The sequence below is a fragment of the Actinocorallia longicatena genome (assembly GCF_039534125.1).
GTDB classification, from domain to species: Bacteria; Actinomycetota; Actinomycetes; order Streptosporangiales; family Streptosporangiaceae; genus Actinocorallia; species Actinocorallia longicatena.
The window spans coordinates 29,974-46,347 of the sequence record NZ_BAAAUV010000023.1 but is presented as its reverse complement, the minus strand read 5'-3'; the positions used below and the strand labels follow the sequence as shown (position 1 = coordinate 46,347).

The following is a 16,374-nucleotide window of genomic DNA, read 5'->3' as shown; positions in this document are numbered from 1 at the left end:
CCGGGCACCGCGCGACGATCAGGAGCGGGCGCGGCGGCGGCGCGCCGCCACCACCAGGCCGCCCCCGGTCAGCAGCAGGGCCGCCGCCGCCAGGAGCGGGCCGCGCAGGGACGCGCCGGTCAGCGGGAGCCCCGCGTTCTGTACGGCGGGGACGGTCCGGTGCTCTTCCGGGCCGGGGACGGGTGGGGCGGCCGCGGTCTTCTTCGCCACGGGACCGTGCGGCGGGGTCTCGGGCTTCCCCGGCGGCGCGAGCTCGGCGGCGGCGACCTTCGGCGCCCGGAACGTGATCCTCTTCGCCGCGGTGACCGGGAGGGTCGCCTGCTCGGCCAGGATCAGCTTCTGGGCCTGGGCGGGCTGCGGGTCGTCGACGTCGTCCGGGGCATAGAGGAAGACGTTGCCCGACGGGGTCGTCAGTGACGCGGTCGCCTGGACGCGGGTGCTGCCCGCCCCGTCGCGGCGGACGTAGAAGGTGCCGCCGTTCTTCACCGGGGAGCCGCCGGGCAGCGGGACCGTGGCCGCGGCGTCGGAGTAGAGGCGGCCGTCGACGACGGTCACCTTGGCCTCGCGGGCCTGGGTGGAGAGGGTGAACGGGCCGATGATCTCGCCCGGCCTCCCCCGCACGGGACCCTCGATCGTGAGGGAGCCGCGGGTCCGCTCCCCGGACGGGCCCTTCGCCGTGACGGCGTCGATGATCTCCTGGACCGCCGGCTGGAGCGGGTCGTCCGCGCTGACGACGTAGTCGTCGGTGAAGAACCAGATCGCCGCCTGGACGGCCGCCGCCTTCTCCTCCGCCGTCTCCAGCGAGGACGGCCGGGCCGTGGCCGGGTAGTAGTCGTGGAGCACCTGGGCGACGTATCCGAGTCCGGGGACGTTAGCCGTGGTCCATTCGCCGCGTTCGTAGGAGACGCCGGGGCCGGTGTCCCGCGCGATGTCGATGCAGTAGAGGCGCTTGAGGGTGCCGCCGTCCCGCCCTCCGGCCGTCAGGATGCCGGCGCGGTGCTTCTCGACGGGGCCGCCCCGCACCGAGCCGGTGACGTCCCGGCCGCCGACCTGCTCGATGAGCGTCAGCTCCGCGGGGCCGTGGCCGCCGTGCCGGTGGAGGGGATCGGTGCGCCCCGCGTGGGCCGTCCCGCCGGGGCCGAGCAACGCGGCACCCACAACCGTCAGTACGAGCAACCGGTACCGTCGCAACTTCGCCCCCGACCCGAGATGGACCAACCCGAAGTCGCACGATCGCACGGCGCGCGCCGCGCCCGTGCCGCTTTGACCGGGCGTTGACCATCACCGTTCCCACAGAGTGATCTTCGGGGCGCGCGCGGGCCACGACGCGCGGAGGCGCCCCCGGCCGGGAGGATGGAATCGGCCGAGGGCGCCTGTCTGGGGGGCTTACCCGACTGCGGCGATCACTCGGCCTCGGTGATCGTCGTCAGGCGCTCGATGGCCTCGATGTACTCGGCCATGAGGTCGTAGACGACCTGGGCGGCCGGCTTCACCTGGTTCATCGAGCCGACGATCTGGCCCACCGGGAAGGTGACCAGCTCGCCGTCGCCGGAGCGGCCGATGCGCCGGAGCGCGTCGGAGATGAGCATGAACTGCATGGGCATCGGCAGGTAGCCGGGGGACTTCTCCGACTCCCAGGCCTCGGTCCAGGCCGTCTTGAGGAAGCGGGCGGGCTTGCCCGTCCAGGCACGGGAGCGGACGGTGTCGCGCGAGGTCGCCGCCAGCAGCTTGGGGATGGCCTGCTGGGGGGTGTCGGCCTCGTCGACGGTCAGCCAGATCGAGCCGGTCCAGGCGCCCTCGGCGCCCAGGGCCATGCCCGCCGCGACCTGGCGGCCGCGGCCGATCCCGCCGGCGGCGAGGACGATGGCCTCCTCGCCCACCTCGTCGACCACGTCGGGGATCAGGACCATCGTGGAGATCTCGCCGGTGTGACCGCCGGCCTCGGTTCCCTGGGCGACGATGATGTCGACGCCCACCTCGACCTGCTTGCGGGCGTGCCGCGCGCTGGACGCGAGCCCGGCGACCTTGACGCCGTGCTCGTGGGCGAGCGCGACGACGTCCGCGGGGGGCGGGCCGAGGGCGTTGGCCAGCAGGGCGATCGGGTGCCGGAGCGCCACCTCGACCTGCGGGCGGGCCGTCTGGTCGGTCCAGCCGAGGAGGGCGCGGCCCGCGCTCTCGTTCGACGGTTCCACGCCGTGTTCGGCGAGGAGTTCCTCCAGGAAGTCCTTGTGCTGCTGCGGGATCATGCCCTGCAGCTTTCCGAGGAGTTCCTCGGCGTCTCCCAGGTCGGCGCCCTCGTACTTGGCCGGCATCACGACGTCCACACCGTACGGCTTGCCGCCGACGTGCTCGTCGATCCACTTGAGCTCGAGCTCGAGCTCCTCCGGCGTGAAGTACAGCGCACCCAGGACGCCCATGCCGCCTGCGCGGCTCACTGCGACGACGACGTCGCGGCAGTGACTGAACGCGAAAATCGGGTACTCGATACCGAACAATTCGGTTACACGTGTCCGCACGCCTCAGAGAGTAGGCGAATCAAAAGTAGAACTGCAACGGGTTCTAGTTCTACTTTCGGCGGTCAGCGGCAAGGTCGGCGCGGGCGGGCGGAACCTGTTCTACTTCACCCGCGGGACGGGTGGGATTGGCGTGCCTGGCCTTCTTCGGGCCCTGGCCGCCGCCGTAGAGGGTGATGACGCCGCCCAGCGCGAGCAGGACGAATCCCGCCACGAGGGCGATGCCGGGGATGACCGTCCGGACGAGGTCGATCCGCTGGGCGTAGTGGTCGGAGCGGTCCGCGAGCGCCTTCACGTCCTTCTCCTCGGTGACCAGGTCGGCGGTGAGGAAGGTGCCCTCGTTCTTGCCGTCCCGGGTCCGCAGCGTCTCGTTGACCGAGAGCTGGGACTTGATCGGCATGCCGGTGCGCGGGTCGACCCAGTAGGTGTTGGTCGCCTGGTGCCAGCCGTCGACGCTGACGTTCGGGTGCTTCTTCGGCAGCCCGACCGTGGTGGCCCACTGCTTGCCCGTCACCTGGCTGATCTTCGTGGGCTCGACGACCTGGACGTACTTGTAGGCGTGGATCCCCCGCACCATCTCCGAGCCGGTGTACCGCATCGGCCAGGTGCGCTTGGAGATCACGTCGTAGAACTCGTAGGTGCGCTTCTGCACGTTGCCGACCGGCCACATGAGCCCGTAGCCGGACTGCGCCACCGCGGGGTCCTTGTCGACCTGGGTGCCCTTGAAGCCGTTGATCAGCTGGCCGCTGGTGCGGTCCATCGCCAGCCACCAGTCGACCATCCGGACGGTCCGGTCACCGGCGGAGAAGGCCAGGAAGGTGTTCCAGACCGCCACGTCGTCGGTCCCGGAGCGCACGTCGCCGCGTACGGTCAGGTAGGCGCCGACCTCGGTGTCGTCGTGGACCTTGCCGCTGAACAGGTCCAGATAGGTGCCGTGCTCGTCCCTCAGGGACACCTGCTGGTAGAAGTCCAGCGGCGCCCGGACGACCCCGTCGGCCACGTAGAACCGCATCAGCGGGGCGAGCGTGAGGAAGAACGCCCCGAGCATGACCAGCAGAAAGCCGCCGCGCCGCATTCGCCGCCCCTGGAAGTGTGTGTGAGAAGTGCGGGTGTGAGCCCGACGTACTGACGCGTAACCATACCGGAACGCCCCATCGAGGACCTTTGTCGTGAAAAGTCGAAACTGGACCGTAGTCTCGGGGACCACCACCGAGGCCACGGAGGACGGTTCGATCATGCGGCGGGCGCTCCCCCTGCTCACCGGGCTGGGGCTCGGCGCCCTGATGCTGGGCCCCGCGCTCCGTCCCGGCTACGTGCTGTCCTACGACATGGTCTTCGTGCCGCATCCGGCCATCACCGACCCGATGTTCGGCCGGACCGGCGGTTTCCCCCGCCAGGTGCCGAGCGACGCGTTCGCCGCCCTCCTGTCGGCGATCCCCTGGTCCCAGCAGCTGATCCTGCTGTCGATCTTCGCGATCGCCGCGACGGGCGCCGCCCGTCTGGTCCCCGACGTCACGCTCGCGCGGATCGCCGCCGCGGTCGTCGCCGTCTGGAACCCCTACGTGGCCGAGCGGCTCCTGCTCGGCCAGTGGGCCCTGCTGCTCGGCTACGCGGGCCTGCCCTGGGTGCTGGGCGCGATCGTCCGCCGGGCTCCGCTGCCCCGGCTGGCGCTCGCGTTCGTCCCGGCGGCGATCGGCGGGTTCGCCGCGATGAACCTGACCGCCCTGGTCGCGGCCGGGGCGCTCATCGCCGTCCGGGGAAGGGGGCTGGTCCGCACGGCGGCGGTCCTCACGGTCCTCGCGCTGCCCTGGCTGGTGCCCGCCCTGCGGGCCTCCGGGACGGCCACCGACCCGGCCGGGGTCGGGGTGTTCGCCGCCCGTCCCGACACGCCGCTGTCCACCCTGGGCAGCCTCCTGTCGCTCGGCGGGATCTGGAACACCGAGGCCGTCCCGCCCGGCTACTCCGCCCTGCTGCCCGCGCTGCTCCGGCTGGGGCTCTGCCTCACCGCGCTGACCGCGCTGGCCGTCCAGCGGACCCCCACCGCCAGGGGCGCGCTGTACGCGGGGACCGCCGGGCTGGCTCTGGCCTGCGTCGGGATCTCCGCTCCCGGACGGTCCGCGCTGGGCTGGGCGATCTCCCACTGGGCCGGGTTCGGGGTGCTCCGCGACGGCCAGCTCTTCATCGGCGCGCTCGCCCTGGGCGCGGCACTGGGCGCGGGGCACCTCGCCGCGGGGTGGCCCCGGCGGGCCTGGTACGTGATCATCGCGCCGGTCGCGCTGCTGCCGATGCTGGCCTGGGGCGTCTTCGGGCAGCTCGGCTCGGTCGGCTACCCCCGGGACTGGCTGGCCGCCCAGAAGCTGATCAACGCCGACCCCGCGCCGGGGAAGGCGCTGTCGCTTCCCTGGGGCGCCTACCGCAGGCCGGACTGGAACGACGGCCGCGCCGTGATCAACCCGATCCCCCGGATGCTCTCGCGCCGGGTCGTCTGGAACGACGGCCTCCAGGTGGGCCGGGTCGAGCTCGCCCGCGAGGATCCGCTGGCGATCGAGGCCGACGCCCTCCTCAAGGCCCCCGGCGACCCGTCCGAGGCCTTCCGCGCCGCCGGATACCGCTATGTCGTCATCGCCGACGGGACCACCGAGAACCGTTTCCTGTCGGGGAAAGTCGTGCTCCGGGCCCCCACGATCACCGTCATCCTGCTCTGAGCACTCTGGTCAATTTGCTATAAAGGCCACTAATCTTGACCGGCTGTGGAGAGGAGTCACCGATGCGCATCATGATCGCGATCATCGCCGGTGTTCTGCTCGCGACCGGTTCCTCGGTGGCGATCGTGAACGCCGCGACCGCGAAGCCCGACCCCAAGGCGGGCCGCGAGCTTTACAACTACGGAAAAAACTAGGCACGCGGCGGATGTGGCTCGGGTAGCGGGGGCGACGGCGGCGCGGCGGTTCCCGAGCGGGGAGGCGCCGGTCTCGCGCGTGGTCTTCGTGAACTGGCGCGATCCCTGGCAGTCCGCCGCCGGCGGCGCCGAGCTGTACGCCTGGCGGATCAGCCGGGAGCTGCGGCGGCGCGGCGCGCACGTCACCTTCGTGACGAGCCGCGAACCCGGCCAGCCCCGCACCGAGACCAGGGACGGCATACGGATCGTCCGCAGGGGCGGCACCTACTCCCGCTATCCCCTCGTCTTCTCCTGGCTCCTGCGGCACCGCGGCTCCTTCGACGTCGCGATCGACTGCATGAACGGCATCCCGTTCTTCTCGCCGCTGGCGCTCTCCTCCCGCACGAAGATCATCCTGCTGGTCCACCACGTCCACGCCGAGCAGTTCCAGGTCTACTTCGGGCGGTTCCTCGCCTCCTTCGGGCGGTTCCTCGAGGGACCCGTCGCGCGGCGGCTCTACCGGCGGCATCCGACCGTCGCGGTGTCGCGGTCGACCGTCCGGGCGCTGCGCGAACGGCTCGGCTGGCAGGGGCCCGTCCACATCGTCCCGAACGGGACACCGCTGCTGCCCGAGCCCGCCGCCGCCGAGAAGACCGCCGCCGCGCCCGCCGCGGAGACCGGCGGGCCCTCGCTGGTCTGCGTCGGGCGGCTGGTGGCGCACAAGCGCGTCGACCGGCTCGTGCTGGCCGCCGCCCACCTGCGCGAGCGCCGGCCGGGGCTGCGGCTGCACATCGTCGGGCGGGGCGAGCAGCACGACGCCCTGCGCGCGAGGATCGCCGCGCTCGGGCTCGAGGAGACCGTGATCCTGCACGGCTTCCTCAGCGAGGAGGACAAGCGGCGCGTGCTCTCCTCCGCCGATCTCCACGTGTCGGCGTCCCGGTACGAGGGCTGGGGGCTGTCGGTGATCGAGGCCGCGGCGCTCGGCGTCCCGACCGTCGCCTACGACGTCGACGGGCTGCGCGACGCCATCCGCGACGGCGAGACCGGCTGGCTCGCCGTGCCGGGAGAGGACCTCGCCGACACGATCGTCCGGGCCCTCAAGGACCTCGACGCCCGCCGTCCCGAGATCGCCGCCGCCTGCACCGCCTGGGCCTCCGCCTTCACCTGGGAGTCCAGCGGCGACCTGATGATCCGGCTGATCCAGGGCGATCTGGATGAGGACTGACCGCCGGACGGCCGTCTCCCTGCTCGTGCTGGTCACGGTCGCCTTCTGCACCGCGCCCGGCCGGATCCTGCCCGACACCAAGCTCGACATGGCCCTCGCCCCCGGCCGCTTCCTCGCCCGGGCGCTGCACATGTGGGACCCGTCCGCCTCGTTCGGGCAGGTCCAGAACCAGGCCTACGGCTACTTCTTCCCGATGGGCCCCTTCTACTGGCTCTTCGACGCCCTGCACGTCACGCCGTGGATCACCCAGCGGCTCTGGTTCTCGCTGGTGCTCTGCACGGCCTTCCTCGGCGTGGTCAGGCTCTCGGGGGCCCTGCGGATCGGGACGCCCTGGGCCCGGCTGCTCGCCGGGTTCGCCTACGCGCTGGCCCCCCGCGCCCAGGAGCTCCTCGGCTCCAACTCCTCGGAGTTCTGGCCGACGGCCGTCCTGCCGTGGGTGCTGCTGCCGCTGGTGGCCTGCCGGTCGCCGCGCCGGGCCGCGGCGCTGTCGGCGCTGGCCGTGGCCTGCTTCGGCGGGGTCAACGCGATCACCGAGCTGGCCGTCCTGGCGGTGCCGCTGGTCTACCTGCTGGTGCGGCGCAGGCGGCTGCTGGCGTGGTGGCTGCCGCTCACGGCCGCCGCGACCTTCTGGTGGCTGGCCCCGACCGCCCTGATGGGCCGCTACATCTTCCCCTTCCTCCCCTACACCGAGACGGCCACGACCACCACGTCGGTGACGTCGCTGACGAACGTCCTGCGCGGGACCCCGCAGTGGAACGGCTATCTGCCGGGCGGGTTCAGCCCCTGGTGGCCCGCCGGATTCGCCCTGTCGACGACCGCCTGGCTGGTCGCCGTCACCGCGCTGGTCGCGGGCCTCGGCCTCGCCGGGCTGCGGCGCTCCCCGCACCGGGACTGGCTGGTCACCGCCGTGCTGCTCGGGTTGGCGATCATCGTGACGGGCCACGACGGTTCCCTGTTCTCCGGCACGTTCCGCTCACTGCTCGACGGGCCGCTCGCCCCCTTCCGCAACCTCCACAAGTTCGATCCCCTGCTCCGGCTACCGATCGTCCTCGGGCTCGCCCATCTGCGGCCGCGTCCGCTGCGATGGCGCGGACGGGTCCTCGACGGCCGGGTCCCGGTGATCGCCGCCGTCGTCCTGGCGGCCTTCCCCGTGCTGTCGCCCGGACTCGGCGTCCCGAACGCCCCCCGGGAGATCCCGAAGTACGTCCGCTCGGTGACGTCCTGGCTGGACGCCCGTCCCGAGGGGACCGTCCTGGCCGTTCCGGGCCAGCAGTTCGGCCGCTACCTCTACGGCGACTCGATGGACGACCCGCTCCAGACCCTGTTCCAGGGCCGCTGGGCCGGCCGGATGGTCACTCCGGGCGGCTCGGCCGGGACGGCCAGGCTCATGGAGGCGATCGACCAGCGGTTCGCCACCGGCCGGGGCACGGCCGGGCTGAAGATCGTCCTGGAGCGCATGGGGGTCCGCTACCTCCTGGTCCGCAACGACATCGACCGCGCCGCGCTGGACGGGGCCTGGCCCGCCCGGGTCCACACCGCCCTCGACGGCATGGGCCTGGAGCGGATCGCGGCCTTCGGCGACCCGGTCGGCTTCCCCTTCGCCGACGCCTCCGCCTCGGTCGACCAGCGCTACGACCCGGTCGAGATCTACGAGCTCGCCCCGGCGCCCGCGGCCGCGGTCACGGCGGCGGAGCCCCTCCGGGTGGACGGCGGCCCCGAGGCCCTGCTCGACCTCGCCGACGCCGGCCTGCTGACCGGGCCGGTGATCTTCAACTCCGGGACGCCCGGCATCGCCACCGACACCCTGCGCAGGCGCGAGGTCGCCTTCTCCGACCTGCGCGGCGGCGGCTCCCCCACGATGACCGCCGGCGAACCCTACACCGGCACCGCCCGGGTCAAGGACTTCACCGAGCCCGGCTGGCGGCCGTCGGTGGCGGTCCTGTCGGGGATCGCCTCGGTCACCGCCTCCTCCAGCTCCTCCGATCTCGACGCCGTCCCCTCCGCCGGGGCGCGGGCCCACCACCCGTACGCGGCGCTGGACGGCGACCCCGCCACCTCCTGGACATCCGGGGGCTGGAAGGGCGCGGCCGGAGAGTGGCTGAAGGTCGCCTTCGACGCGCCCGTGGATCCCGGCACCGTCACCGCCGCGTTCGAGCGGAGCGACCTGCTCGGGCCCGCCGTCCGTGAGGTCGCGGTCGAGACCGCCGCGGGCCGGTCGGTCCAGCCCGTCCGGAGGACCGCCGGGGCGCAGACCCTGAAGGTGCCGCCCGGCCGGACCACCTGGCTGCGGATCGAGATCACCAGGACCGTCCGGGCCTCGGTCCCCGGCACCCGGGTCGCGATCTCCTCGCTCACGGTGCCGGGCGTCGCTCCCACCCGCTCGATCGCGCTGCCCGCCACCGCCCGCGACCAGCTCTTCACCGGCCTGACCGGCGCCGCGCCGCCCTGCGTGCGCGGGCCCGAGGCCTGGGTCTGCTCGCCCGTCCTGGGCGTGGGCTCCGAGGAGGGCGACGCCTTCGACCGCTCCTTCGACGCCCCGGCCGGGAAGGTCGCCCTCACCGGCTCCGCGATCATGACCTCGCCCGAGATGATCGCCCGGCTGACCGGGGCCGCCGGGATCTCGGCCTCCTCCACCTCGGCCGCCCACCCCGCCGACGCCGCCCGCGCCGCCTTCGACGGCGACCACACGACCACCTGGATCCCCGGCGCCGACGACGAGCACCCCACGCTCACCCGCGACCTCGGGCGGACCGTCACCCTGTCCCGGCTCGGCCTGCGCTTCGGCTCCCCGCAACGCGACCCCGTCCATGTCGTGATCTCCAACGGCCGCGATTCGAGGGACGTCTACGCCGACGGCTCGACGATCACCTTCGCGCCGCTGAAGGCCCGGCATCTGAAGCTCAGCTTCCCGGAGAACACCCAGGTCAGCGAGGTCTCCGGGCTTCCCGGACTGCCGCGGTCGGCCGCCCTTCCCACCCGTTGCGGCTCCGGGCCCGCCTTCACCCTCGACGGGCGCCGGATCGAGACCCGGCTGACCGGGGGGACCGTCCAGGACGTCCTCGCGGGCCGTCCCCTGCCCTATGCGGGCTGCACGGACGTCTCCAGGGGTCCCGGCCACCACCGGTTCACGCTGGAGCGCGGTTCCTTCCTGGTGGCCTCCGCCGCGCTGACCGGCCCCCGGGCCGCGGCCGTCCCCTCCACCGCGGCGACCACGCCCACCTGGACGAGCGCGGAACGCTCGGTCGTGGTCGACGCGCCCGCCGCGTCCTACCTCGGCGTCACCGAGAACTTCAACAAGGGCTGGACCGCCACCCTGGACGGCCGCCGCCTGACCCCGGTCAAACTCGACGGCTGGAAGCAGGCATGGGAGCTGCCCGCGGGCTCCCACGGCACCGTCCGCCTGGTCTACGGCCCGGACCGGCCCTACCGGCTGGCCCTGCTCGGCGGCGCGGCCCTGGTCCTGCTGGTCGTGCTCCTCGCCGCGCTGCCGCCGCGACGCCCCGCGCCACCGCTCCCGGCCGCGGTCCCGCGCGCGTGGTGGCTGCCGGCCGCCGGGCTGCTCGTGGCGCTGTGGACGGCCGGTCCGTTCGGGCTGGTGGCCGCCCTCGCGGCGCTGGCGTGGGCGAGGCGGCTCCCGTCGTGGGCGGTGACGGTGCTGGTGTCCCTGGCGGGCTGCTCGACCGCGCTGGCCCCGGTGCTGGCCGCGCACGGTGTGACCTGGCCCTATGACGCGCTGACCGGCTGGGTGCCCGCGGTGCTGAACACCGCGATGCTCACGGTGCTGTGCGCGTCAGGACGCCTCGAAGACCTCGGCGACGGTCCTGGCGAAGTCACCGAAGGACGGGACGGGCAGGCCCGCGTCCCGGAGTTCGCGCTCGAGTGAGGTCATGTCGACGTCCGGCATCCCGCAGGCGACCGCGAGCGACCACGGCGTGAGATCGCCGTCGACGTTCACCGCGAAACCGTGCGTGGTGACGTTCCGGCCGACCCGCATCCCGATCGAGGTGATCTTCCGTCCGGTGTCGGCGGTCCAGACGCCGGTGAGCAGTTCCGAGCCCTTCGGGGTGTCCCGGCGCTCCGCCGTGACGCCCGCCTTGCCGATGGCCTCGACCAGCCGGTGCTCGACCTCGCGGATGTAGTCGACCACGCCCTCGCCCGGCTGGAGCCTGACGATCAGGTAGCCGACGAGCTGGCCCGGGCCGTGGTAGGTGAGCTGGCCGCCGCGCCGCGTCATCAGCACCGGGATCCCGGCCTCGGGCGCGGGGTAGTGCTCCTCGTCGGTGCGGACGCCCGCGGTGAAGATCTGCTCATGGCTCAGCAGCCAGAGCGTGTCGGGCCGCCGCTCCGCGACGCGCTCCTCAAAGAGTTCCTGCATCCGGTCCATGGCGGCCGAGTACTCGATCAGCCGGTCGGTGTCGTCGATGAGGGCCAGCGGGCGAACTTTCACAGTTTCCATTGGTACCACGCCCCGATCCCTGCGCGGGCAGCTCCGGGAGGGCGTAGGTGAGGGCGGCCAGGGGTAGCACCACGACCGCGGTGACCAGCGTCACGGTGCCGAAGTCATGGCCCCGGACCGGCCGCCCGGTGGCCGGGTACCAGCCCTCGATCACCGCCATGTGCCACAGGTAGATCCCGTAGGACAGGGTGCCGAGCCAGGCCAGGGGCGCGACCCTCAGCGGGGCGGCACCGCCGAGCGCTCCGGCCGTCCAGGCGGTCCCGACCACGACCGCGCAGCCCGTCGAACTCCCGGATCTTCACGCCGGAAGTCTCGCGACCTCCCCCGTCTCCGCCCGGTGACGGATGTCAGCAATGAGGCATGAGGTTCTCATCGGCCCAGGCGCTGGGCGGGCTCCTCGACGAAGGTGTGGCTGAGGGAGGCGATCACCAGCGAGACGGCCAGGACGACGAGCAGGAGGAGCCAGAAGTCGCCCGCGTAGGCGGGGCGTCCGGTGAGGGCGTACCAGGACTCGATCACCGGTGAGTGCCAGAGGAAGACCCCGTAGGAGACCAGGCCGAGCTGGACCAGGGGGCCGTTCGCGAGCAGGCCGGTCGTCAGCGGATGGGCCGGGGCGAGGGCCGCGGGCGCCACCAGCGCGAGCGCGATCAGCGGGTAGAGGACGATCGTGACCACGTACTGGGCGGCGTTCTGCGGGCCGTACCCGGGCGTCGCGAGCGGCGTGGAGACCAGGGCGAGCAGGCAGAGCGCCACCACCCAGCCGATGCCGGGGGCGGCCCCCGCCGCCTCGGACAGGGCCGTCGGGCGCTCGGCCAGGACCGCCAGCGCCATCCCCGCCGCGAAGATCACCAGCGAGCGGGGCAGCAGCTGCTCGTTGGCGAAGAGCAGATCGATGTTCCCGCCGCACCTGACCGCGATCGCCTCGGCCAGCGAGAGCGCGCCCAGCACCGCGATCCCGGCCAGCAGCCGCGCCGCCGACCCGCGGGCCCACCGGTGCAGGAGCCGGGCCAGGACGGGCAGCAGCAGGTAGAACGAGGCCTCCACCGACAGGCTCCACATCGGGCCGAGCCCGCGGGGCCCGAGCCCCTGCCACCACTTTCCGGGGTCGTAGGGGTGGGTGAGGGTCAGGAACTCCAGCCAGGTGCGCGCCGAGCCCGCGTGCGGCCTGTTCTCGGTGAACACCAGCAGCGTGAACGCCAGCATCAGCCAGTAGGCGGGCAGGATCCGCAGCGCCCGCCGCCGCAGGTAGCGCCGCACGGACGGGGGCGGCGAGCCGTCGAGGGCGGCGCGGGCGAAGGGCCGGTAGAGCAGGAAGCCCGAGAGGACGAAGAAGATCGTCACACCGACGCCGCCGTTGGCCGCCATCCGCCAGAGCAGGGCGTCGGAGGAGAGCGTCCCGGTCGCCCCGGCGACGTGCAGGACCACCACGAGCAGGATCGCCACGGCGCGCAACCCGTCCAGGGCGGCCAGGTGCCGGGTCCGCACGAGGGTGGGCTGCATGGTCTTCTCCGGGGGCGCCGCCGTTCCGGAAGGCGGGTCCGCCCAGTTTGCCCCCTGACGCGGGGTGCCGGGTACGGTCTGGTCCCATGAGCCAGCGCGCCGCCCGGGCGATCGCCGCACTGACGCCCGAGCCCCTGCTCGGCGCGGTGATCAGGCGCGCCTATCCGCGGATCGAGCCCGAACTGGCGGACCTCGGCCGGCTGGTCCCGCCCGGCGGCACCGCCCTCGACGTCGGCGGCTGGTTCGGCCCCTGGACCCAGCGGCTCCTGCGGCACGCCGACCGGGTCGTGACGATCGAGGCCGACCCCGGCCTCGCCGCGCTCCTCCAGCGGACCTTCGGCGACGCCCGGGTGATCTCCGCCGCCGCCTCCGACCACACAGCGGGCGCCACCCTCTGGCGGCCTCCCGGCGGGGCGCTCGCCGGGATCTCCTCGGTGGAGCACCGGCCCGAGGGCGAGGCCGCCGCGACCCCGGTGCCGACCGTCCGGATCGACGACCTCGGCCTGGACGACCTGCGCTTCGTCAAGATGGACATCGAGGGCCACGAGCTCGCGGCCCTGCGCGGAGCGGAGCTGACGATCCGCCGCGACCTGCCCGTCCTGCTGCTGGAACTCGAGGCCAGGCACGGCACCGTCGGGCCCGTCCTGGACCTCCTGGACGGCTGGGGCTACGAGGGTTCGGTGGCCGGGAAGCCCCTCGCGGAGTTCGATCTGGCCGCCCATCAGGCCGCCCGCGCATACCAACTAGGTCGCAGTTTCCCCGCGAGGGTCCTCCGGCCGGGCGACCGATATGTGAATTCAGTAGTCTTCCGTCACCCCCGCCGTTGTTACTTATGGGTTCTATGCGGTTGAATTCTCCCCTGAGCCCCCAGGAGGAAGTCCCGTGGATCGTCGTACCGACCGCACCATCGGCCTGGTCACGATCATTGCCATCGCCTTCATCCCGACGGCGACCCTGAGCCTGGTCAAGATCGGGAATCCGTTCGAGGCGGGGCGGGCGATCGACACCGAGGTCACCCCGGTGTCCGAGGACTATCCCGGGGCCCCCAAGCCGTTCGTCCAGGCGCCCGTCACCTCGCCCGCGCTCCCGGCCGCGCCGCCGCCCCCCGCGCAGCAGGCGCCGCCGCCCCCGCAGCAGCAGTTCCCGAAGCCCGCGACCGTCCCGACGAAGATCACTTCCTTCGACCGGCTCACGAACCTGGTGACCTTCCAGGTCACCGGCAACGAGTGCCTTCAGGAGAAGGCCACCTTCACGCTCCCGCCGAAGTTCACGATGCGGGCCACGACGGTCCGCTCGAAGTGGAACGGCAAGAAGTGCGTGAAGAAGTTCTCCACGACGGTCGTCACGATCAAGGGGAACACCCGCAAGACCCGGGTCGGCAGCGGTCCCGTGAAGACCGAGACCCTGACCTCGTTCCAGCTCGACGAGATCCTGATCAACGCCGACCCGCACACCCTGACGCGCCTGGTGAAGAACTACCCGGGCGTCCAGAAGGCCCGGGTCAAGAAGACCTCGTTCTACACCTACACGATCAACGGCCTGCCGGCCACGATCTTCTATCCGCTCCTGCCCTCGGACTACCGCGACAAGTTCCCGATCACCGCGCTGTCCGGGCTGAACGTCAACGTGAGCGACCTGGCCGTGGGCCCGCCCGCCAAGGGCCAGCTCAAGGACGTGACCGTCCTGTTCCAGATGAGCGGCGTCGGCATGATCGGCGGAGCGGGCCTCGGCGTGGCCTACACCTTCAAGTGATCAGGCGTCGCGCGGCAGTCCCAGCAGCCGCTCGCCGATGACGTTCAGGTTGACCTCGGTCGTGCCACCGCCGATCGTCATGGCCCGCGACGCCAGCAGGTAGCGCGTCCAGCGTTCGGGCAGGGCCGCCTTCCAGCCTCCGGTCAGTGCGCCCCGGTCGCCCAGCAGCTCCTGGCCGAACTCCGTGACGAGCTGGCCGTGCTCCATCGCGACCAGCTTGCGGACGTTGGCCGTCGCGCCCGGGTCGGTGCCCGAGAGCTGCTTCATCGTCGCCCGCAGGCCCAGCAGCAGGTAGGCGTGCTCGTCTGCGGCGAGGGCGCCGAGCCCGCGCAGCGCCACCGGGTCGCTCGCGGCGCCCAGCTCGTTCATCAGCCGGACCAGGCTCGGCAGGTCGGCGCCGAGCTGGAAGGAGGAGGTCAGGCCGACCCGCTCGTTGGCGAGGGTGGTGCGGGCGACCTGCCAGCCGGAGTGGGCCGGGCCGACGACCAGCTCGTCGGGGACGAAGACGGTGTCGAGGAAGACCTCGTTGAAGACGGCGTCGCCCGTGCACTCCTGGAGCGGCCTGATCTCGATGCCGGGCGAGGCCATGTCGACCAGGAAGTAGGTGATGCCCTGGTGCTTGGGGGCGTAGTGATCGCTGCGGGCCAGGCAGATGCCCCACTGGGCCTCGCGGGCCAGGGACGTCCAGATCTTCTGCCCGGTGATCTCCCAGCCGCCCTCGACCTTCACGGCCTTGGTCCGCAGGGACGCCAGGTCGCTGCCCGCCTCGGGCTCGCTGAAGAGCTGGCACCAGATGATCTCGCCGCGCAGGGTCGGCGGCAGGAAACGCTCGCGCTGCTCGTCCGAGCCGTAGGCCACCAGCGAAGGCACCACCCATGACCCGATCATCAGCGGGACGGTCCGCACCCCGGCCGCCTTCAGCTCCTGGGCGATGACGACCTGCTCCAGCGGCCCGGCGTCCCTCCCCCAGGGGACGGGCAGATGCGGCGTCACCCATCCCCCTGCGGCCATCGCGGCCCGCTGGGCGAAGACGTCCAGGGAGGCCAGCCCGGCGACCTCGGCGGCGATCCGCTCGCGCAGCGGCCCGGCCTCCGCCGGCAGCTCCAGTCCCGTCGACGGCCTCGCGCCCGCGAGGGCCAGCAGGGCCAGGGCGTCCTCGCCGCGCCGGACCAGGGCCCGCAGGGTCAGCGCCCGCCGGTAGATCCGGTGGGCGTCGTGCTCGAAGGTGTAGCCGATCCCGCCGTGCACCTGGATGTTGTCGGCGGCACACCGGACGGCGGCATCCGGGGCGAGGACGGCGGCGGAGGCGACCGCGTAGGGATCACGCGAACGGGCCGCGTCCCAGACCGCGGCGCGGGCCCGCTCGACGAGCACGAGCATCCGCGCGAGCTTGTGCTTGATCCCCTGGAACCGGCCGATCGGCCCGCCGAACTGCTCCCTGACCAGGGCGTAGTCGACCGCGTCCGCGAGGGCCCGGGCCGCGACGCCGCAGGCCTCCGCCCCGAGGACCACCGCGATCGGGGCGTCGTCGAGCACGAGTTCGGGGGCGACGGCCCCGTCCACCGCCACCGCGGCCACGGGACGGTCGAGATCGAGGGATTCGGTCTCCGAGACCGTCACCTGCCCGGCCCTGAGCACCACCCAGGACTCGCCCACCGGCAGCAGGAACAGGTCGGCGCCCGCCGCACCGAGGACGACTCCGGCCGTCCCCGAGACGCTCTCCCCGTCGCGCACGAGGCCGGACGTCAGGGCGACGGCCGCACGCAGCGACCCGTCGGCGAGGCCCGGCAGGAACTCCCGCGCCCCGGCCGACCCCGCGAGCATCGCCGAGGCGAGCACCGTGGGCACGAACGGGCCCGAGTGCCGGGACCTGCCGAGCTCCTCGACGACCACCGCCAGCTCGACCAGGGACCCGCCCTGCCCGCCGAGTTCCTCGGGCAGGTGCACGCCGTACAGGTCGGCGGCGGGCTCACCCCGCTCCACCTGCCCGCGCGCGGACGCGGCGAGTGCTTCGTGTTCCTCGGTGACGCCGATGGCCATGACCTACTCC

13 protein-coding genes are annotated in these 16,374 nt (G+C 72.9%); 7 read left to right on the top strand and 6 right to left on the bottom strand.

Going from position 1 to position 16,374, the window contains the following annotated elements; genetic code table 11:
* Positions 1-18: 18 nt before the first annotated feature.
* From ABD785_RS31960 to pgfA, 3 genes are all read right to left on the bottom strand, one after another.
* Entirely contained in the window at positions 19-1,158 is a 1,140-nt protein-coding gene (locus tag ABD785_RS31960) for a thioester domain-containing protein (protein ID WP_344835737.1), read from the bottom strand.
* 245 nt (positions 1,159-1,403) lie between these two features.
* Positions 1,404-2,516, bottom strand: a complete 1,113-nt coding sequence (locus ABD785_RS31955) for an NAD(P)H-dependent flavin oxidoreductase (RefSeq protein WP_344835735.1) — start codon at positions 2,514-2,516, stop codon at positions 1,404-1,406.
* A gap of 49 nt (positions 2,517-2,565) precedes the next feature.
* Entirely contained in the window at positions 2,566-3,588 is a 1,023-nt protein-coding gene (gene pgfA / locus ABD785_RS31950) for a cell envelope lipid trafficking protein PgfA (RefSeq protein WP_344835732.1), read from the bottom strand.
* Positions 3,589-3,682: 94 nt separating this feature from the next.
* Between pgfA and ABD785_RS31945 the strand changes: the two genes are divergently transcribed.
* The 4 genes from ABD785_RS31945 to ABD785_RS31930 all read left to right on the top strand — a co-directional run bounded on the left by ABD785_RS31945 (position 3,683) and on the right by ABD785_RS31930 (position 10,499).
* Entirely contained in the window at positions 3,683-5,218 is a 1,536-nt protein-coding gene (locus tag ABD785_RS31945; RefSeq protein ID WP_344835730.1) for an MmpA family trehalose lipid delivery protein, read from the top strand.
* A 62-nt stretch (positions 5,219-5,280) separates the two neighbouring features.
* Positions 5,281-5,412 (top strand): hypothetical protein, encoded by a 132-nt coding sequence (locus ABD785_RS31940; RefSeq protein ID WP_344835729.1) that lies wholly within the window; start codon positions 5,281-5,283, stop codon positions 5,410-5,412.
* A 13-nt stretch (positions 5,413-5,425) separates the two neighbouring features.
* On the top strand, positions 5,426-6,616 hold the full coding sequence (locus ABD785_RS31935) for a glycosyltransferase family 4 protein (protein ID WP_344835727.1): 1,191 nt from the start codon (positions 5,426-5,428) through the stop codon (positions 6,614-6,616).
* The gene (locus tag ABD785_RS31930; RefSeq protein ID WP_344835726.1) at positions 6,606-10,499 is read left to right on the top strand and encodes an alpha-(1->3)-arabinofuranosyltransferase domain-containing protein; all 3,894 of its coding nucleotides are present in this window, start codon (positions 6,606-6,608) and stop codon (positions 10,497-10,499) included. The genes ABD785_RS31935 and ABD785_RS31930 overlap by 11 nt, the downstream gene beginning before the upstream one ends.
* Here ABD785_RS31930 and lipB read toward each other — a convergent pair.
* Positions 10,407-11,072, bottom strand: coding sequence for a lipoyl(octanoyl) transferase LipB (lipB, locus tag ABD785_RS31925; RefSeq protein ID WP_425547845.1), 666 nt, complete (start codon positions 11,070-11,072; stop codon positions 10,407-10,409). The genes ABD785_RS31930 and lipB overlap by 93 nt on opposite strands.
* A 188-nt stretch (positions 11,073-11,260) precedes the next feature.
* Here lipB and ABD785_RS31920 point away from each other — a divergent pair, with 188 nt between their 5' ends.
* Positions 11,261-11,413, top strand: a complete 153-nt coding sequence (locus ABD785_RS31920; protein WP_344835724.1) for a hypothetical protein — start codon at positions 11,261-11,263, stop codon at positions 11,411-11,413.
* A 28-nt stretch (positions 11,414-11,441) separates the two neighbouring features.
* On the opposite strand, the gene ABD785_RS31915 is transcribed toward ABD785_RS31920, so the two are convergent.
* Positions 11,442-12,572, bottom strand: coding sequence for an acyltransferase family protein (locus ABD785_RS31915; RefSeq protein WP_344835723.1), 1,131 nt, complete (start codon positions 12,570-12,572; stop codon positions 11,442-11,444).
* A gap of 86 nt (positions 12,573-12,658) precedes the next feature.
* Here ABD785_RS31915 and ABD785_RS31910 point away from each other — a divergent pair, with 86 nt between their 5' ends.
* Both ABD785_RS31910 and ABD785_RS31905 read left to right on the top strand, forming a co-directional pair.
* Positions 12,659-13,423, top strand: coding sequence for an FkbM family methyltransferase (locus tag ABD785_RS31910; RefSeq protein WP_344835722.1), 765 nt, complete (start codon positions 12,659-12,661; stop codon positions 13,421-13,423).
* Between the two features lie 31 nt (positions 13,424-13,454).
* A complete protein-coding gene (locus ABD785_RS31905) occupies positions 13,455-14,324 on the top strand; it encodes a hypothetical protein (protein ID WP_344835721.1) in 870 nt (289 codons plus the stop codon).
* Here ABD785_RS31905 and ABD785_RS31900 read toward each other — a convergent pair whose 3' ends face one another.
* Positions 14,325-16,364 (bottom strand): acyl-CoA dehydrogenase family protein, encoded by a 2,040-nt coding sequence (locus ABD785_RS31900; protein ID WP_344835720.1) that lies wholly within the window; start codon positions 16,362-16,364, stop codon positions 14,325-14,327.
* Between the last annotated feature and the right edge of the window lie 10 nt (positions 16,365-16,374).

Bases quoted from the DNA above. Each gene is read 5' to 3' on its own strand.
- pgfA (WP_344835732.1), bottom strand. From the start codon at position 3,588: ATGCGGCGCGGCGGCTTTCTGCTGGTCATGCTCGGGGCGTTCTTCCTC.
- ABD785_RS31940 (WP_344835729.1), top strand. From the start codon at position 5,281: ATGCGCATCATGATCGCGATCATCGCCGGTGTTCTGCTCGCGACCGGT.
- ABD785_RS31930 (WP_344835726.1), top strand. From the start codon at position 6,606: ATGAGGACTGACCGCCGGACGGCCGTCTCCCTGCTCGTGCTGGTCACG.
- lipB (WP_425547845.1), bottom strand. From the start codon at position 11,072: ATGGAAACTGTGAAAGTTCGCCCGCTGGCCCTCATCGACGACACCGAC.
- ABD785_RS31915 (WP_344835723.1), bottom strand. From the start codon at position 12,572: ATGCAGCCCACCCTCGTGCGGACCCGGCACCTGGCCGCCCTGGACGGG.
- ABD785_RS31910 (WP_344835722.1), top strand. From the start codon at position 12,659: ATGAGCCAGCGCGCCGCCCGGGCGATCGCCGCACTGACGCCCGAGCCC.
- ABD785_RS31900 (WP_344835720.1), bottom strand. From the start codon at position 16,364: ATGGCCATCGGCGTCACCGAGGAACACGAAGCACTCGCCGCGTCCGCG.